Origin of the sequence: Paenibacillus sp. OK076 (genome assembly GCF_900110055.1) — a bacterium.
In the GTDB taxonomy this organism is placed as follows: Bacteria; Bacillota; Bacilli; order Paenibacillales; family Paenibacillaceae; genus Paenibacillus.
On the sequence record NZ_FOCH01000001.1, the window covers coordinates 16,066 to 34,768 of the forward strand.

Consider the following 18,703-nt stretch of genomic DNA (forward strand, 5'->3'; position numbering starts at 1 on the left):
TGGTCTTTCGTTTTTTTTTTTAGAACGATAAAGGAGCATATAGCCATAGATTATAAGTTGTAAAAGAAGCATACCCGAAGTTGAGATCGGCACATTACACAATGGAGTACGATGCAAAAAATGCCGAGAACACAGGTATAATGCTGTCGTTTCTATATCTAAGCTAATGATTATTATCGTAACATTCCTTTTTTGGTAGGATCAGGGTAGGTTCCAAGCCAGAGGTGCACCTCTGATCGGTTCCTTGAGGACAAGCTTATGCTTGTACGCCAATTCATCAGAATAAGGGAGGATTTAAGTGATGAAAAAAATGTTGACGTTGTTACTGTCCGCGGGTTTGGTCGCTTCATTATTCAGTGCAATTCCAGCTTTTGCCGCACCTACTGTGGTAAACTCAACGATTATTGTACCCAAGGGTGAAACGTTTGACGGCAAAGGCCAAACCTATGTAGCTAACCCCTCCACACTGGGAGATGGATCTCAAGCGGAAAATCAGAAGCCGGTATTTCGACTGGAGGCAGGCGCCACGCTCAAAAATGTAAATATCGGTTCACCCGCAGCTGACGGTGTTCATTGTTACGGTAACTGTACAATTTCAAATGTGGTGTGGGAGGATGTAGGCGAGGACGCTCTGACTCTGAAATCAGCCGGAACAGTCAACATTACTGGCGGGGCAGCTTACAAAGCCTACGATAAAGTATTTCAAATTAATGCAGCCGGAACGATTAACATTAAAAATTTCCGTGCAGACGATATTGGCAAGCTGGTGCGTCAAAATGGTGGAACCACCTTCACGGTGAACATGACGCTGGACAACTCAAATATTTCCAACGTCAAAGATTCGATCATGCGTACGGACAGCAGTACATCGCAAGGGAAAATTACAAATACCCGTTATTCTAAAGTCCCGACCTTATTTAAGGGATTTGCTTCGGGAAAAACCAGTCAGTCCGGAAATACGCAATATTAAGACAATGATATCCGTGAGCGAATAAATAAAGAATAATGCTAAAAAGGGATGTCCCCCGTTATGTTTATTCATCACGTAGGGGACATCCCTTTTGGTGTTGCATTCAGAAGAAGCATCATTTGCCCACCTGCGCCGATACAAAGGTCTCTAAAGCCTGGGCGGGCATTCCAATTTACTTTTCTTCCGGAACTTCAACGATCACTTTACCTTTCTCAGGGGCAATGGAGCCCGCATGGATGGAGCCGGACTTGTTCATGATCTCGTAGGAAGTCTCTTCAAGCATACGAGAATACTTAAATGATACGAGGGTTTGACCCTTGACGGAAGGGCGAGTCCCTGCTTCAGCAACGGGTTTGGTTTTGATAAAAAACAGGTCACCGATAGTTCCGGCATCTTTACCGATATTGGCCTGCCATTTCAGCAGGGCGTTTTCATTTTTAATCGTGTAATAGCTGATCAGATCGTTATCTTCAACAATGAAGAAACTTTCCTTTTTGCCTTGTTCAAAAATGTATTGAATGGATGAATCCACTGGACCCAGAGGGTTGCGAATCTCCAGGCGTGCTTGTCCCAGTTCAGAGAAGCGTGGCAAATGCAGCGCAGCTTCACGCGCCACAGTCAGATCAGCACTGCTGTAGTCTTTGACCACCGCAGCATCCGTGGTGTAGATGTAGGCCTCCTTGGCCGTCTGGTTCCAGCGAACCTGTGCGCCAAAGGCTTCGCCAATGGCACGGAGCGGAAGCATGGCTTTGCCATTCACCAGAATGGGAGCGGACGACAACGTCGCATTCTGACCGTTTTTCTTCATTGTTTTGCTGTTGGGTATAAGAACATATTTGTCGCTGTCTGTGCTGATGCTAATCTGTTTTGTTTTGTTATTGTAGCCAAACGTATAGTCCCCGAGGAATTGAAGTTCAGTCAATGCTACGTACGTTATACCCTGCTTTATAACCACATCATTTTGAGCTTGTACATTGTTAATATACGCTGTCGGTTTGTGTGTTGTTGCTGCTTCCGCGACAGTGGATGACAGCAGTGCGGGTGCCGTACCCGCGGTGAGAATCGAAGCGGCAAGGATCATTTTCCACTTTTTTTGCTGCCAGGCAGTATTGGTTTGTTTCATCATTATCAATCTCCCTTCTTGTATACCAAACGGACTACTTGATCCAAATGTTGCATAGTATTGTAAAGTACACCACAGAATGTCTTCTCTGATTTACCCAAAATACAGCGTAATGATTTTTCCGGGATTGTCACAAATACCCATGTGTTGTACAGTAGAAGCAATGAAATAAGTGAACCGGGAGCTCAATGAAGTTGGGCTGAGAGAGCGGCCTTGTGCCGCTGACCGTAAATCTGATCTGGGTAATGCCAGCGTAGAGAACATGAATTTGCGATGTGCAATGGTAAGCGATAGGGATAGAACATAAATGTCAGCGTTTCTTGGGTGCAGCAGGATTTTTCTGATGTGACGGGAATGGTGTCGTTTGTTTTCTTCTTTCTCTATATCTGCCTAATGCGCAGCATCGTGAGATTGTAAACTGTGCGTATGGCCTGCCTGGAAACCGGGGAGGCTTTTTTGTTTGTTTTATTGTTTATTTTATAAATCCAGGGAAACAGAGGAAGGAAGTAGAGAACATGTCAACAGCAGTAGGCAGCAACAGATTGAAGTTAACCGATATTTTGGTAACGATTGTGATTGCGGTGGTCTTCGGGGTGATCTACAAAATATGGGGACCTACATATGATCTGATGAAGCCATTCGGCGTTCATGCGGAGCAGATGATTTATGGCATGTGGTTTATGGCGGGAACCTTTGCCTTTGTAATCATTCGTAAGCCGGGTGTAGCCATTCTGGCTGAAGTAGCGGCATCCACGGTGAGTGCTTTTCTCGGAAGTGAGTGGGGCATGTCGACACTGGTGTATGGACTGTTGCAAGGGCTGGGTGCAGAGATCTTCTTCGCCGCATTTCTGTATCGGAAAAGCAATCTGTTCGTCACCTGCCTTGCGGCTATTGGTGCAGCGGCAGCTTCGCTTGTACTGGATTATCAGTACGGGTACATTGATTCCCTCTCGGCTTGGAACTATACACTGTTTATCGGGTTCCGCTTCATTGGCAGTATTCTGATTGCAGGTGTATTCGCCTATTACCTTGCCAAAGCGCTGGAGCTTACAGGTGTAACACGATCCCTTAGACCGGTGTCGAAGCAGGATTACGAGGCGCTGGACTAGATGAATGAAGTGGAGAATGTGCAAGCGGTAGGTGTTACGAATCTAAGATGCAAGTTCCCGGGAGAGAAGGCCTTGGTGTTTCAAGGCTTGTCTCTCTCTGTGCGTCAAGGGGAGAAAGTATTATTGCTTGGTCCAAGCGGATCTGGCAAATCAACCTTGCTGCAAATTCTGAGCGGTCTGATTCCGCGATCTGTGGAGATTCCGATGAAATGTGATGACATTCGGGTGCCTGAGCAGCCCGGCATTGTTTTTCAAGATCCGGATACCCAGTTCTGTATGTCATATACGGATGAAGAGATTGCTTTTGTATTGGAGAACCGGAATATTCCACGCGAGCAGATGCCTACCCTTATCCATCAATACCTGGAACAGGTTGGGTTATGCTTTGAACATAATCGAACACTCATTCAATCGATGTCTCAGGGTATGAAGCAGCGTCTTGCGATGGCTTCGATTCTGGCCATGGAGCCAGACGTACTCTTTTTGGATGAACCAACGGCACTGCTGGATGATGAAGGAACCTCTCAGGTGTGGGAAACGGTGAAACAGATTGCACAGGACAAAACACTCATTATCGTAGAACATAAAATTAATGAAATCGTCGAGTGGGTAGACCGAATCATCGTATTGTCGCCTGAAGGAAAGATTGTGGCAGATGGCCCGGCGAATCAGGTGTTTACAGATGAGCGGAATATGCTCAGGGAATACGGGATCTGGTATCCAGGGGTCTGGGAAGAACGAGGCCAATCGAAGGCACAGGCATGGGTCTCAGGAGAGGATAGTCGTTACGGTGCAACAGAAACTGAAAGTATAGATTATAAGGAGGGGGAAACCTCTGCACTGATCCAACCAGCCCTGGAAATGCAGCAATTCACCGGATGGCGCGGAAAAACGCCATTCATTCAGGTGGAGCAGGCCAAGGTATGGAACGGAGATTGGGTGGGGATTGTCGGGGCTAACGGGGCAGGTAAAAGTTCATTATTGCTGTCCATGATGAATATTCTAAAAACGACAGGTCAATATGTTGTGGAAGGACAATCGGCTGGAAAAACCGAGCAGCTTGCAGATCGCATTGCCTTTGTATTCCAGAATCCTGAATTTCAATTCGTGACAAATTCAGTCCGTGATGAAGTGGGATTTTCCTTGCTGAGCGGAAAGCTAACTGCCGAAGAAAGAGGTATCCGAACCGATCATATGTTGGAGCAATTCGGACTGAGTGAGCTGTCCGGTAGGCACCCATATCAATTGTCGATGGGACAGAAACGACGGCTGAGTGTAGCATCAGCTCTGGTACGGGAACAGCGTATTTTGTTATTGGATGAACCTACCTTTGGACAGGATGCGCGGAATACCTTTTCCATGTTATCCCAGCTGGAGCGGTTGCGGCGTGAAGGGACAGCCATCGTGATGGTTACGCATGATCATGAAATCGTGAAACGTTATTGCAACAGGATCTGGACGGTGGATGAGGGGAGGTTAACGGATGCAGCTCTCGTTTCCTCATCGTGAGACTTGGCTTCACGCGGTGAATCCGGGGTTGAAAATGATTTTCCTGACATTGCTGTTTGTCTTCGTCATTCTTGTTCACAACCTGAATGTAATGGCGAATGTGGCAGTTGTCATGCTGTTATTGCTGGGCTGGACAGGTCACCCATGGCCCAGATTATTGCTGTATGCGTCTCCGTTCATTCTGGTATTTATATCAACTTCCACAGGGATGATCATGTTTGGTAAAGGCGAGACCACCTGGTTTCAGTGGGGATTGATTCATATTACCGAAGAGAGCTTCTATCGCGGGCTGCACCTGGGCTTTCGTTCCCTAAGTATGGCGGCAGCTGGATTGTTGTTCGGCCTGACGACCAAGCCTGTTCGTCTCTTTTATTCCCTCATGCAGCAGTGGAGGCTCCCACCTAAGTATGCTTATAGTTTCCTGGCGGCGATGCGTATGATTCCGATTTTGCTGGATGAATTCCAGACGCTGCGGTATGCCATCCGCATTCGGGGAACGAGGCAGCACGGCTCCCGCTGGAATGTATACGGCACACTGAAACGATATGCTATTCCACTACTTGCACAGAGTATTCGCCGTGCGCAGCGTATGGCGGTGGCGATGGAAGCGAAAGGATTCAAGGAAGGCGGGAGCCGTACCTATTACGTTCAGATCGGATATTCCCGAGCGGATGTATGGTTTGTGGGGTATTTTATCATCATGTTAACCGCTGCTTATATATTGGGAACCACAATCCCATATCATTCAACGCTTGTGGATGTAAGATAAGGTGAGACCTGTAATTATTTCGTACCTTGTAAATATATTTGGGAGTAACAGTAACTTTTCATTGTTCAAAACGTCCTTAATGGAAATAACTTCAAATGATTGGAGTGGACTGACGTGAAGACCGGGCGTAAAAGGAAAGGGACGGGCTACCCATGGAATATAATTGCTGGTATCGTAGCTGTGCTGGTCACGGGGGGACTGTTGCTGAATAACCATGCCAGGGCGGTTGAAGGACAAGGTTCCATTTCAGTTATGCAAGTGCAATCGGTGAAGCTTAATTATAAAAAGGGGGATAAGGTGACGGTAGCTGAAGGTGTACCTATTTACAGTGGTGTGGTCGAGAGCAGTGTTTCCCCTGATCTGATGGACATAAACGGGTATAGCTCCGCCCAAGGAAGCCTGCAAATAGACGCTGTTCGCGGGGAATGGATCAAACTAAAAGGCAGCGATTACACTGAATTCTGGATACCTGGTTGGTATACCTCCAAAGAAAGCCGCAGCTTGACGAAAACAATGCCACAAACGTTTACAATGCGATCGGGCAGCAAGCTGTACCTGTTTCCCGGAAGTCAGGCAACCTGGTCTTCAGGGGCATTTCTGAAAGATCAGGCGTTGATTGTTGCAGCGACGAAGGATTGGTACGGCTTGTCCATTGCCCCGCGCGTCTGGAATAAGGAATCGTCCACTTATCGTCCTGCATTGCTTTGGGTTAAGGCACAGGATGTAGCACAGCATACCAAGGTAGCGGATGGCTGGTTCAGTAGATCATTGGCGATGCCCACGTCCACTATACGTCATTTGACAGATATTGTGCTGAATTCAAAAACGACCTCGAAACAGGTGGCGCAGTGGCTTGGCGAACCCGATTGGCAAGAGCATTCCGGCAATTTAAACGATACGGGTTATGCCATGAGCATAGGAAAGACCTGGCGGTACGAACGAGCAGATGCTCATTTTCTCGTGACATTTAACAAGAACGGCAGGCTGGTGCGAGCGCGCTGGAATATACCCCAGGATAATCGAAACGGTGTAGTGTCTAATTGGGAATTTGGTGGTTCAGATGAATATCCGTTCACGACTAAAATCTATGGCACAATGCTGCCTGCCACTTTACCCTGGAAATCGGTATGGACCAATCAGGGTGATATTAACTACACCTTTTTACAAGCAGCAACGGATGATGTGCTCCTGATGAAAGGGGATGACGGTGGATTTAGCGGGGGGCACTACGAAGGTTCCATATATGCTCTTGACCGACATTCAGGCCAGAAGTTATGGGGGATCAATACGGGGTATGGGAGACAGCAGGCAGAGGTGGATGCAGGACGCCAATACGTTACCATCTACACCGATTATGACCCTGACAAGAAAAAATACGTGGATCGTATACGCCACCTCCAATTGAAGAGCGGTGATGTCGTATGGGAGTATGCTCCCAAGCAAAAAATTCGAATGAATGGCATCACTGCCGCAAAGAATGTAGTTGTAGTGAATAGTCCAGTTGTTGAAGGATCAAGTAATAGCTGGTTAACGGTGCTGGACAGTGCAAATGGAAAAACATTATGGACAAGAAAACTTAGTACAGGATATCAACTGTTAAACAAGGGTGCAGATGACCCTTATGTGATGTATTGGGAGAAAAACCAACTGGTCGCAGCGGACCCTCAGTCTGGCCGAACCGTATGGAGCATCAAGGTTGGTAAACCGATTTTGGATCATCCTGAGAACAATCCATACTTTGATGGAATATACCGTCTTGATCCTTTTGCGTCAACTCAGCCAGAACGCTGGATGTTGTTGAGAGATCAATGGGCGTTGCTTGATCTGAACACTGGTAAGAAGCTTGCACAATTTCCGGCCCGGATTGGACAGCAAATTGAGGTGCTGAATGACGGCATGGTGCTCATTCGAGAGAACAACAACGGGGAAATGTATGGTGAATATAAGGATTACACAACCACCTTGTATGATCCCAAGACCCAAAAAAAATGGTGGACGCAGAATAACAAGATTGAACGAGGGTTTGTGGAGGAAGATCAATTATATGTAATCAAAAATGGGTACCCATCAGCCCTTGCATATGATTCAGGAGAGACTCGTTGGTCCGCACAAAACACGATTGCTGCCTATCAATACCCTACCAATCAGGGGAGTTACGTGGTGATTGATGATCAGCTTTTGCTGCCGATGGGTGATGATCTTCTGGTCATGAACAAACAGGACGGTACTTTGCTTGGTCGTGTGCATGACGTTGTGATGGGAAACCCGGAGCATCGTGATCGGGATGCGAAGAACGGAACTATGAATCGACTTGGAAATGAAGTCTATATTGGTTCGTCCAACGGACGGTTCAGCTTATATAATGCAGGTAGTTTAAAAACAGATATCTCACGTTAAAGCTTGTTTCATGTCGAATGATGATTTATTATAAATAAACAGGATTGCTCGCGCTCCGGTTATCGGCTGTGCGGGCTTTCTTCATGTGTTCTTGAAGGACCATGTACGATTAATCGCAGGAGGAATCTCCCATGATTTCATTATACCGGGTAAGCAAGCGTTATAACGAGCGTGGGTCCCGTGAAGATCAGGGATTCGAAGCGTTAAGCTCGGTTTCCCTGGAAGTAGGCCAGGGAGAGATTCACGGTATTATTGGCTCCAGTGGTGCAGGGAAGTCCACGCTTCTGCGTATGCTCAATGGATTGGAGAAGCCGGATGACGGTGAAGTCATTGTGAATGGGCAGCATCTGACCCGGATGAGTGAGAATAGTTTGCGCCAGGCACGCAGGTCCATTGGCATGATTTTTCAGCATTTCAATCTGGTCAGCAATCGGACCGTAAGTGGCAATGTCTGCATGCCTCTGGAACTTGCGGGCGTCTCCCGGACCGAACGGGTTGCACGAGGACTTGAGGTGTTGAGATTTGTCGGACTTGAAGATAAGGCCAACCAGTATCCTGCACAGTTAAGCGGAGGGCAAAAGCAGCGAGTTGCCATCGCCAGAGCACTTGCCAGCCGCCCGGATGTGCTGCTCTGTGATGAACCAACATCTTCGCTTGATCCGCAGACCACGAGTGGAATTCTGGATGTGCTGCGTCATGTCAATGAAACGCTGGGGGTAACTATCGTACTCGTTACACATGAGATGGAGGTTGCCCGAAAGCTCTGCGACCGGATATCGGTGATGAAAGAGGGACGGATCATCAAAACGCTGTCGGAAGCGGAAGTACGCAGCATACCGGCACCGAAGCCTGATCTTCTAACATCCTTGTTGATGGGCGAAGATGCATCCATGAGCGGACGAAATACCTCTCTTCATGGCGGTCAGGAGGACCATAACGATGATACCTGAGTCCGTTGTGAAATATCAGCATGAAATTTGGCAGGCCATCGGAGAGACGTTTGTCATGGTGGGGATCTCTATCACCGCAGCCGTGTTAATCGGGTTGCCTCTGGGTACACTGTTGTATCTGTTCAGAAGAGGGCAACGTTATCAGAATCGACCTCTGTTCACGATTCTGGGAAGTCTGGTCAACATCATTCGTTCATTCCCGTTTCTGCTGCTAGTCGTATTTATGATTCCGTTCACACGTCTGATTGTTGGAACATCCATCGGGACGCTCGCGGCAACCGTGCCGCTCTCGGTCATAGCCATTGCTTATTACGCCAGACTGGTAGAACAGGCATTGCTTGATGTCCCGAAAGGTGTCGTTGAAGCTGCTTCTTCGATGGGTGCATCGACCATACAGCTTGTGGTGAAATTCCTGTATGTGGAGGCTCGCTCAAGTCTCGTACTCGGCTTAACAACGGCAACCATCAGCTTTATCTCTTACTCTACGGTCATGGGTATTGTCGGTGGTGGCGGGGTTGGTGATTTTGCGATTCGTTACGGTTATCAGCGATTCGAGACGGAGATTATGGTATTTACGATTATCATTATGATTATCCTGGTACAGATGATCCAATTTACTGGCAGCAGACTGTCCCGCTGGCTCGATCGCCGATCCTGAAGAAGGACAGGTATTGCAGAGAAATTTGAATTACAGCATGAACAATACAGATTATATGATGAAGGGGTTTATATCAGATGAAAGCAAAACTAATGCTCATGCTGCTGGCAGTGATGCTCGTAGCAGCCGGATGCGGCAAAAAAGAAGAAACACCTGCGGCGGAAGGTACTAAGGAAGGTGCTCAAGCCGGACAAGAAGTGACGTTGAAAGTAGCTACTTTGATTCCGCCAATGACGGATGTGCTGGATATTGTGAAGCCATTGCTCAAAGAAGATGGCGTTAATCTGGAAGTTGTTGTACTTTCCGATAACGTTCAACCGAATACTGCACTCGCGAACAAAGAAGTAGACGCAAACTTCTTCCAGCACGTACCTTACATGAATCAGTACAATGAAGCAAATAACGCTAACTTGGTGGCTGTTCAACCGATCTACAATGCCATCTACGGAGCATATTCCAAGAAGTATAAATCCATTGAAGAATTGCCTGAAGGTGCAACGGTAGCGATTGCCAACGATCCGTCCAACATTGGACGCTCGTTGGTGATGATGGAACAGAACGGCCTGATTAAGCTGAAAGAAGGCGTCGGTTTCAATGCAACGCAAGCAGACATCACGGAAAACACGAAAAACTTCAAGTTCGAGGAAGTGGACCTGTTGATGCTGGCCCGCATGTTGGATGATGCCGATCTGGTTGCTATGACTCCAGCTTATGCGAGTCCGCTGGGACTTACACCGAAGAAGGATGCGCTGTTCACTGAGAAGGACGATTCTCATTTTGCTATTACCTTGGTTGCCCGTGAAGATAACAAGGATTCGGAAGCCATTCAGAAGCTGGCGAAGCGTATGGCGGGTCCAGAAGTGAAAGCCTTCTTTGAAGAGAAGTATGCAGATATTGCAATCCCGGCTTTTAAATAACATCGGTTAATCTGCAACTGAAATGATGGTACAGATAGGTTCAAAACAAACATGAAGACCCAGGCCTGATCGCCTGGGTCTTCATGTTTGTTACCTTGTATTACCGAATAAAGGAAGAAGGTCTGCATCAGCTTTTGTCGGAGTCAGTTTCTACCTTTGGCTCCATCAGGCGAATCAGTTTCCGCTCTGTAGCCGTGTCCGTTGCAGGTGTGTAGATGCTGCACCGCAAATCGGCATTTCCCTGAACCTGGAGTGAGGTAAGATCAAAAAGCATTTTGCCAGCTCTGGAATGTCTAAATTCAATCAACACATCCGGGGCACTGCTAACACTGCTTTGTTTCCAAAGGGGTTGAAAATCAGGATATCTGTCCATCATGTCATCCAAAAACAAGTTGTACCATTCATCATCGACATATTGACCATAATAAGCACGGAAAATAGCCAGGAATCCGCTAACAAAATCCTCCCAGTTGACGGCCAGTCTTCGAAATTCTTTTCGTTCAAACAACAAGCTGATCATGTTCCGCTGTTCAGCCGGAATCTGTTCAAAGTCCATAAACACATGCCGCGCTGCGTCATTCCAGCCCACAATGTGGCAGCGTCGGTCTGAGATGATTGTGGGACAATTGCGAAGTTCCTGCAATATTTTTTGTAAAGAGGGATGTATTTGGAGTGGCTTCTCATCCAGGATATGAAGTTCCGAATGGTAATCCAGACCAAGGGAAAACAAATACTTCCGTTCATCCGCTGTCAGCTTGAGAGCTGAGGCGATGTTATCCAATACGGAATGAGATACCTGAATATCTCGGCCCTGTTCAAGCCAGGTGTACCATGTGGTGCTCACACCTGCCAATTGGGATACTTCTTCTCTTCTTAATCCAGGCGTTCTTCGCCGGGAGCCTGCGGGTAATCCGACGGATTCTGGCGAGATTTTGGAGCGCTGGTTTTTCAGAAAAGCGGACAGTGCCTGCAGCCTGACATCATGGTTCATTCCATCACCTTCGTTCCTTCGTTTATCATGGTAGTCATTATACTATTATAATTGACAACTTGTAATAGGATAATACGAATGGCAATATAAGTGCATAACTTAACTAAACAAGTATGGAAAGAGCACTGAAGGAGGATGCATTATGGAGCGTGTTGTTATTACAGGAATGGGAATTATCTCTCCTCTGGGGAATGATGTGCATACATTTTGGAATGGATTGGTGGAAGGAAAATCAGGCGTTTCGCCAATTGAAGCGTTTGATACAACGTCCTATAAAACGAAGATAGCAGGGGCGGTCCGTGATTTTGACGGAGAAGAACGGTTTGGACGGAAAGAAGCACGGCGTATGGACCGGTTCGTGCAATTTGCTGTTGCTGCCGCAGATCAGGCTTTATCTGACTCCGGACTCGAGATGGATCAGGTGGACAGGGAGCGCGTTGGGGTGTATATCGGTTCCGGCATTGGCGGAATCCAGACTCTGATGGAACAAGGTAAACTCCTGTCTGAACGCGGGCCTGCAAGAGTCAGTCCAACACTGGTGCCCATGATGATATCCAATATGGCGGCGGCTATGGTGAGCATGAGGTTTGGCTGTTGGGGACCCACTCTCTCGCCAGTGACAGCCTGTTCGATCGGCAACACCGCGATAGGTGAGGCTTTCCGGCTGATCCGTCATGGTGGAGCGGATGTAATTTTTGCTGGAGGGACGGAGGCAGCTGTCACCGAAGTATCACTGGCAAGCTTCGGCAATGCGACGGCGCTATCTACACGAAACGAAGCGTACGAAGGAGCGAGTCGACCATTTGATGCAGGCAGAGATGGTTTTGTCATGGCTGAGGGTGCCGGGGTCTTGGTTGTGGAGTCTTTGTCCCACGCCCTTGCGAGAGGTGCAAACATCCTTGCAGAGATCGTAGGTTATGGTGCCAGTTCAGACGCGTATCATATGGTAGCGACCCATCCGGAAGGACGTGGCGCATACTTGGCCATGAAGGCCGCTCTGGCGGATGCACAGCTTCAGCCACAAGACATTGATGTCATTAATGCTCATGCTACCAGTACCGAAGCGGGTGATCTTTCGGAGACACGAGCAATTAAGCAGCTGTTTGGTGCGGAAGCCTATCATATTCCGGTAACAGCAAACAAATCGATGACAGGACATATGCTGGGTGCGGCTGGTGGTGCGGAAGCTATATCGCTCATTCAAAGCTTGCGTAGCGGCATCATTCCACCGACAATCAATCAAGAGCAGAGTGATCCGGAATGTGATCTCGATTATGTTCCCAACGTTGCAAGAGAAGCTGACCTGAAGATTGGCATGTCCAACTCATTTGGCTTCGGTGGCCATAATGCGGTCATTATTTTGCAGAAGTATTCATCGTAAACTTACAGAGAGCAGTGACTGCCCGAAGGCGCACTGTTCTCTTTTTATTTACTATGGAAGGCTGTTCCGGCTGGAAAGTGCAATATAGGTCATTAGTTCGCTGGTTGCATGTAAACATGAGAAATGGCCCATGAATATGGTCGGGATATTCGTTAAAATATTCAACAGGGGCACATATGTACGTATATTTGAATGGATAACGAAATAGGCCGAAGCATAAGTTTGGTCCATTTTCCATGGTGGTATAGATATAAGGGCTGATAGAGGTTTCTTCTAACATAAAGCTATACATAGGAGGTAAAGCAGTGAATGTATGGATTACGGTGAAAAGTCTGGGTAAACGCAAGCCGGCACTTGCCAAACAAGCTGCCGAACTTCCGGAAACAACCGACACGCTGAGAAAGCTTATTCAGAACATGGTGGTTCAGCAGCTCAAGGCTCTTCAGGACAAGAAAAATGAAGCAGAATGGCTTGCCTACCTGATGCCTGAGGACATTCAAGAGCAGGGAGCAGCAGGAAAAGTAGGCTTTGGCACGATATATAACGAAGGAGTTCCCGATGTAGAAGGCGCCATGGCTACAGCAGTAACCGCATATGAAGATGGGTTATTTAAAGTGTTTCTCAATGATGAAGAGTTGCAGGCACTGGATGAGCCGTTGATTATACAGGAAGACGATAATGTGGTGTTTATCCGCTTTACAATGCTTGCCGGGCGTATGTGGTAGAGAGTGACGAGGAGGAGAATAGAATGAATCAGGAAGATAAAGTTCAACAGTACCAGCAAGAGTTGCAGGAAAAAGTGAAATTGCTGAAGGATGGGGAGCAGGAACTTGCGGGCTATGTTGCAGAGATGGCTGGATTTACCTATTTGCGCGAAGACGAAAGGGCCTACTTGGATGCAGAGCAGCAATTGCAACGTATGTCTGTTGAGACGAAAACTCCATTGTTCCGTCCATTGCTGGATGTGCTGGAGCAGCTGGTCAGTGAATCTTTCCTGGCTCGGTTCCGTTACATTGCAGAACGTGCCGCAAATTTTCCTTATAGTAAACATTATGAGCGCAGACCATTTCGTACGACCGATCCAGAGCAGCATATTGGACAGGTTCTTCGTAAAATGATTGCCTTATTCCGCATGGAGATGCATGGCTTCTCTCTGAACGAATATGTATCCATGCGGGAATACAAGTTCGATTATCTTCATGAGATTAGAGCCGTTATACCGGATTGTATTGCCTATGAACTGGATCATGAAACCGGCGATATGAAGCAGGCGCTGCATGAAATTATCTACGGCGACAATCAGAATGCATGGCTGACCAATGAAATGATCAAGGGTATCTTCATGAGCGATCAGCTGGATGCTTACCAGATGGTTGGGGAATTGCTGGTTGCAGCCAGACTGCAGGAGGGTTTGCGCCAGAGCATTGTGGAACGGATGGATGAAGGAACGCTTGAGGCGTATATATACATATTAAAAATAATCATCGACAACAACCTGATTCGGTTCAGTTCGGTGGTGAGAGCGCTCGCCGTATGGACAGGGATTGGAATTGAAGCGGCGAATCAGCGTGTTGCTGCGCAATTAATTACACAAGCACATCAGGCATTGACTGATCCTGCGGTGCGAGAAGAATGGCAGCAAAGTGCCAATGCAAACCAATTATTCATCAGTCTCTGGGCAACGGCTGTTATTGAAGAGAATGAGTTGGAGCGAAAAATCATCCAGATCATGGATCACGGGCAAGTATATCAGCAGATGGTTGCGCAATACGTACTTGCTAACAGTCAGAACAGAGGGCTGCGCTTAAAAATAGCACGTCAGTATCTTGAAGTACAGGATCTGGAGTTGCTTCATTGGGTGATTGAGAATTATGATGCCATGTACATGTTTAACTGGAGCTTTGAAAATGGAGAGAATCAACGTAGTGTTCACGTCTGGCCGCTGCCTGTTTTTGAAGATAAAGCCGTGCGTCGGCGTGACTTTGATCTGTTTAAACAAATGCTGGCATACATTCCGCAGGGAGGGGCTGGTGGACCATCCGGTTTCCTTGAATTTGTTCAATATCGGATCGATCCGGATGATGTAGTGAAAAAAATGCTGTACCTTGCTGCGTATGACATGGACCCGGAATGGATTGGCGAGGTCATTGCGCTCAAAGACAAGCTAAGCCCGGATTTGCGAGGAGAATTGTTGTCCCAATTTGTCCATCATCCCGAGAACGAAGTACAAAGACAGTTTATTTTTGACAGTCTCTCGGATAAGAGCATGAACAACCGTGAGAATGCTCTGCTCAAAGCCAAGCTGCTGACGCTGACGCTCGAAGAGATGCTGCAAATGGAGGCGTTGCTCAAACTGAAAACGGGATCTCTGCGTCAGAAGACCATTCAGGTGTTATTGCTTCAGCCAACAGATCAGCTGATGGTATCCTTGAAACGACTTGTACAATCCAAAACTGAACTGCAGCGCTTGGGTGCGCTTGAACTGTTGACCGAGATCTCCGCAGATCCACAACGCATGGAGCAGCAGGAACAGATACAACCAATCATATCGTTAATCAAGACACCAACAGCCAAGGAGCAGAAGCTGCTGGACAAGCTTACAGAGCAGAGCAGCAGGTATACGGCGGCTAATGGATTCGGCCTGTATGATCCTTCATGGGAAAATCCACTGCTGCATGAAGAACGTGATCTCGGTGGCTTCAAGCCGAAGGATATGTTTACCCTTTCCATGGAAAAAGCGAAGCAGTTTCTTGAAGGGTTGGATGCGTTGCTACATGAGCACAGGGACCATGAATACGAGGCAGAATATTATGCCGGCTACAAAGAAACCCTGCTTGTAGGTGCGACATTGCGTGCTATGGTCTACATTCCTTATGATCAGCGGCAAGATATAGCATTATTGGAGCAGTTCCCTCTCCATAACATATGGGGAGAATATGTTCAGAAGAGTGGTCTGGATAGTAAAGAACTGCTGCAACTTTTGTTTGTGATTCGTTTGGAAGATCTGAACAAGAAGCTGGATAGTTATTACCGTTACTATTCCAATATATACGAATATAGTGAATTGGAGAAACACTGGCTGCTGGAAGGATGGCGCAAGGAGTTTGCCGAAGAGGTCTATCCGGTTCAGTATATCCAGGACATGAAAAAGATGGTCAGTGAGCTTCGTTACGCAGATCAGGTGAAAACACTGATTGAGGCCGTATATGAGGACAGTGATAAATCAGATACATTTGAAATCGCTGAGCGGACATTGTATGCGCTGATGAAAATGATGCCTGAAGAACAAATGGAAAAGGAATCGGGCATACTTGCTCTTTTGTCTGGACCATGGTTCTATATTGTCCGGGATCGTGTATATGACGATGAGAGTTTCAAGCAATACTTCCAGACACTAAGCCAATTCGACCGATTAAATAAGGAAAGTAACCGAGGCTCCTTCCTCACTCTGAACGATTACCTGCGTGCCTATGAATTGGACTTCATCGATGCACAGGAAGTCTACAAGCAGCTGCTTGTGGGAGAGTCTCGCGCCCAGTTTATTCGGGAATTGACATCCAGTCGATCCGACTGGATTACGGAGAAACCGGTATTGGCAGAACTGCGAAGAACCGTTGTTGAACGAATTTTGGAGATTGAGTTAACCCGAGGAGAGCTCTCAACAGAAGTAAGTACGCTGGCCATGAAGCTTGAACGCATTGAAGGTATGGAGCATTGGGTGCATCTCGTTGCAGCGATGGATCAGGATACCTTTGTCCGTGGATATATCTACAGCTATGGTGACAATACCACACGTAAAGAAACGTTCAGCCATCTGATCCAGGTTTGCCATCCACGTGATGGAGAGGACGAAGTACTGCTGGGACAATTGCTGGCGAAGCATCCCATTCAGGAGAAGAAGCTCCTGGAAGCCGCAATGTACGCGCCGCAATGGATGGAGATTGTTGCGAAGCATCTCGGATGGGAAGGACTGCGCAGTGCAGCTTGGTACTTCCATGCTCATATTAATGAACGATTCACTGCCGAAAAGGAAACCATTGTGGCGCATTATTCTCCAATTTCACCTCAGGACTTTAACGAAGGTGCATTTGATATTGCCTGGTTCGAGGAGGCATACGAGGCCGTCGGTGAGGAGAGGTTCGGTCTGTTGTACGATTGCGCCAAATACATCTCTGGGGGAGCCAATCACCGCAGATCCCAGTTGTTCGCGGATGCGGCACTAGGGAAGCTGAAACTTGAAGACATGCGTGAGTCAGTTGAGGATAAGCGTAATAAAGATCATTTGTTGACCTACAGCCTGATTCCGTTTGCAGAAGATCGGGAACAGGATCTGCGTGAGCGGTACGATTTCATTCAGAAGTTTCTGATGCAGAGCAAACAGTTTGGAGCACAGCGTCGTGCCAGTGAGGGTCTGGTATCCCAGATTGCGCTGGGCAACCTTGCCCGTAATGCGGGATATGCCGATGTTACCCGGCTGATGTGGGATATGGAAGCTCGCAAGCTGGATGAGATGAAGTCCTATTTTGAGCCCCATGAACTGGATGAGGCTACGACAGCCCAATTGGTCATTGATGAAGAAGGCCAGCCGGAACTGCTCATCGTAAGCAAAGGAAAAACACTCAAGTCTGTACCTGCCCGGTTCAAGAAAGATGGTTACATTGCCGAATTGAAGGAATTAAAAACAGATCTGGTTGATCAGTATCGCCGGGCAAGACAGGAATTAGAGCGTTCCATGACGTCAGGAACGGCCTTTACGAGTGAGGAAGTTTCAAGTCTGTACCAGAATCCGGTTCTTCGTCCACTGGTTCGCACGCTTGTGTTCCAAGCAGATGACAAGCTGGGGCGTTTCGATGTAACGTCCGGCGGGCTGGTTACTCCGGCTTCGGATGATTCAGAACGCTCGATTCAAGCCTTGACGGAACAGGATCGCCTACTGATTGCTCATCCATTGCATCTGTTCCAGAGTGGAAGCTGGAGTGAATTCCAACGGGATCTGTTCAACCGTCAGGAACGTCAGCCATTCAAGCAGGTGTTCCGTGAACTCTATCTTCCGAATGAGGATGAGCTAGCTAATGGTACCGTATCCCGTCGGTACGCAGGTTATCAGATTCAGCCAAAAAAAGCAGTTGCTCTGCTTAAAGGACGTCAATGGACCGTCAGCTATGAGGAAGGGCTGCAAAAGGTAAGCTATGAGCATAATCTGATTGCCAATCTCTATGCCATGGCAGACTGGTTCTCACCCGCAGATACAGAAGCGCCTACCCTGGAGACGGTACAGTTCTATGATCGGAAAACGTATAAACCTGTGGCGTTGAAGGATGTACCGCCGGTCTTCTTCTCGGAAGTTATGCGTGACATTGATTTGGTGGTTAGCGTTGCGCATGTTGGCGGAGTAGATCCGGAAGCCAGCTTGACCACAATTGAGATGCGTCATGTGATTGTGAATGAGTCACTGCGTCTGTTGAAGGTCGATAACGTACGTCTCGATGGAAATTACGCACGAATTAATGGTGAACTGGGCGAGTATGCCGTTCATCTTGGCAGCGGCAATGTGTTCAAACAGGCGACGGGCGCGCTTTATATTGTGCCTGTGCACAGTCAGCATCGAGGCAGAATATTCCTGCCATTCCTTGATGAAGATCCGAGAACGGCTGAGATTTTATCGAAAGTGATGTTATTGGCTGAAGACAAGAAGATCAAGGACCCGCAGATCCTTGCACAATTGCAGCATTGATTAGCATGTTGCAATGATGCTGTAGCCAAGCGGCATCAGATTGCCGAAGCCGAGTGAACCTATCGAATATCAGGCAGCTAGAGCACCAGTCCAAGGTGACTTTGGCTGTCTTTTATTTTGTGTCATTTGGTAACTAATCCTTAAAAGGCAGTGAAAAGTTGACTCAAGATTGGCAATGGTGGGTACAGATTGAGT

The 18,703-nt window shown here is 47.4% G+C and carries 13 protein-coding genes and 1 riboswitch; of the genes, 11 read left to right on the top strand and 2 right to left on the bottom strand.

Annotation, left to right across the window (positions count from 1 at the left end):
• Nucleotides 1-301: 301 nt before the first annotated feature.
• A complete protein-coding gene (locus BMY78_RS00095; protein ID WP_090893487.1) occupies nucleotides 302-970 on the top strand; it encodes a pectate lyase in 669 nt (222 codons plus the stop codon).
• Nucleotides 971-1,142: 172 nt separating this feature from the next.
• Here BMY78_RS00095 and BMY78_RS00100 read toward each other — a convergent pair whose 3' ends face one another.
• Nucleotides 1,143-2,096: a copper amine oxidase N-terminal domain-containing protein gene (locus tag BMY78_RS00100; RefSeq protein WP_090893488.1), complete on the bottom strand. Its 954-nt coding sequence runs from the start codon at nucleotides 2,094-2,096 to the stop codon at nucleotides 1,143-1,145.
• Between the two features lie 163 nt (nucleotides 2,097-2,259).
• Nucleotides 2,260-2,370, top strand: a riboswitch (TPP riboswitch).
• Nucleotides 2,371-2,608: 238 nt separating this feature from the next.
• On the opposite strand from BMY78_RS00100, the gene BMY78_RS00105 reads away from it, so the two are divergent.
• The 7 genes from BMY78_RS00105 to BMY78_RS00135 all read left to right on the top strand — a co-directional run bounded on the left by BMY78_RS00105 (nucleotide 2,609) and on the right by BMY78_RS00135 (nucleotide 10,402).
• Nucleotides 2,609-3,202, top strand: a complete 594-nt coding sequence (locus tag BMY78_RS00105) for an ECF transporter S component (protein WP_053784146.1) — start codon at nucleotides 2,609-2,611, stop codon at nucleotides 3,200-3,202.
• On the top strand, nucleotides 3,203-4,711 hold the full coding sequence (locus BMY78_RS00110) for an ABC transporter ATP-binding protein (protein ID WP_090893489.1): 1,509 nt from the start codon (nucleotides 3,203-3,205) through the stop codon (nucleotides 4,709-4,711). It begins immediately after the preceding gene.
• Nucleotides 4,686-5,480, top strand: a complete 795-nt coding sequence (locus BMY78_RS00115) for an energy-coupling factor transporter transmembrane component T family protein (RefSeq protein ID WP_090893490.1) — start codon at nucleotides 4,686-4,688, stop codon at nucleotides 5,478-5,480. Before BMY78_RS00110 ends, BMY78_RS00115 begins: the two co-directional genes overlap by 26 nt.
• Before the next feature lie 114 nt (nucleotides 5,481-5,594).
• Nucleotides 5,595-7,877, top strand: coding sequence for an outer membrane protein assembly factor BamB family protein (locus tag BMY78_RS00120; protein ID WP_090893491.1), 2,283 nt, complete (start codon nucleotides 5,595-5,597; stop codon nucleotides 7,875-7,877).
• 131 nt (nucleotides 7,878-8,008) lie between these two features.
• A complete protein-coding gene (locus BMY78_RS00125; RefSeq protein WP_090893492.1) occupies nucleotides 8,009-8,827 on the top strand; it encodes a methionine ABC transporter ATP-binding protein in 819 nt (272 codons plus the stop codon).
• Nucleotides 8,817-9,485 carry a methionine ABC transporter permease gene (locus tag BMY78_RS00130; protein WP_090893493.1) on the top strand — a complete coding sequence of 223 codons (669 nt, stop codon included), beginning with the start codon at nucleotides 8,817-8,819 and terminating at the stop codon, nucleotides 9,483-9,485. Before BMY78_RS00125 ends, BMY78_RS00130 begins: the two co-directional genes overlap by 11 nt.
• Nucleotides 9,486-9,562: 77 nt before the next feature.
• Complete coding sequence (locus BMY78_RS00135; RefSeq protein ID WP_090893494.1) at nucleotides 9,563-10,402, top strand: MetQ/NlpA family ABC transporter substrate-binding protein; 840 nt, start codon at nucleotides 9,563-9,565, stop codon at nucleotides 10,400-10,402.
• Between the two features lie 127 nt (nucleotides 10,403-10,529).
• Here BMY78_RS00135 and BMY78_RS00140 read toward each other — a convergent pair whose 3' ends face one another.
• Entirely contained in the window at nucleotides 10,530-11,393 is an 864-nt protein-coding gene (locus BMY78_RS00140; RefSeq protein ID WP_090893495.1) for a helix-turn-helix transcriptional regulator, read from the bottom strand.
• A 142-nt stretch (nucleotides 11,394-11,535) separates the two neighbouring features.
• Here BMY78_RS00140 and fabF point away from each other — a divergent pair, with 142 nt between their 5' ends.
• The 3 genes from fabF (at nucleotide 11,536) to BMY78_RS00155 (ending at nucleotide 18,508) form a co-directional block, all read left to right on the top strand.
• Nucleotides 11,536-12,774, top strand: coding sequence for a beta-ketoacyl-ACP synthase II (gene fabF, locus BMY78_RS00145; protein WP_090893496.1), 1,239 nt, complete (start codon nucleotides 11,536-11,538; stop codon nucleotides 12,772-12,774).
• A 305-nt stretch (nucleotides 12,775-13,079) separates the two neighbouring features.
• On the top strand, nucleotides 13,080-13,499 hold the full coding sequence (locus tag BMY78_RS00150; protein WP_090893497.1) for a hypothetical protein: 420 nt from the start codon (nucleotides 13,080-13,082) through the stop codon (nucleotides 13,497-13,499).
• Between the two features lie 23 nt (nucleotides 13,500-13,522).
• Complete coding sequence (locus BMY78_RS00155; protein WP_090893498.1) at nucleotides 13,523-18,508, top strand: DUF4132 domain-containing protein; 4,986 nt, start codon at nucleotides 13,523-13,525, stop codon at nucleotides 18,506-18,508.
• Nucleotides 18,509-18,703 lie beyond the last annotated feature (195 nt).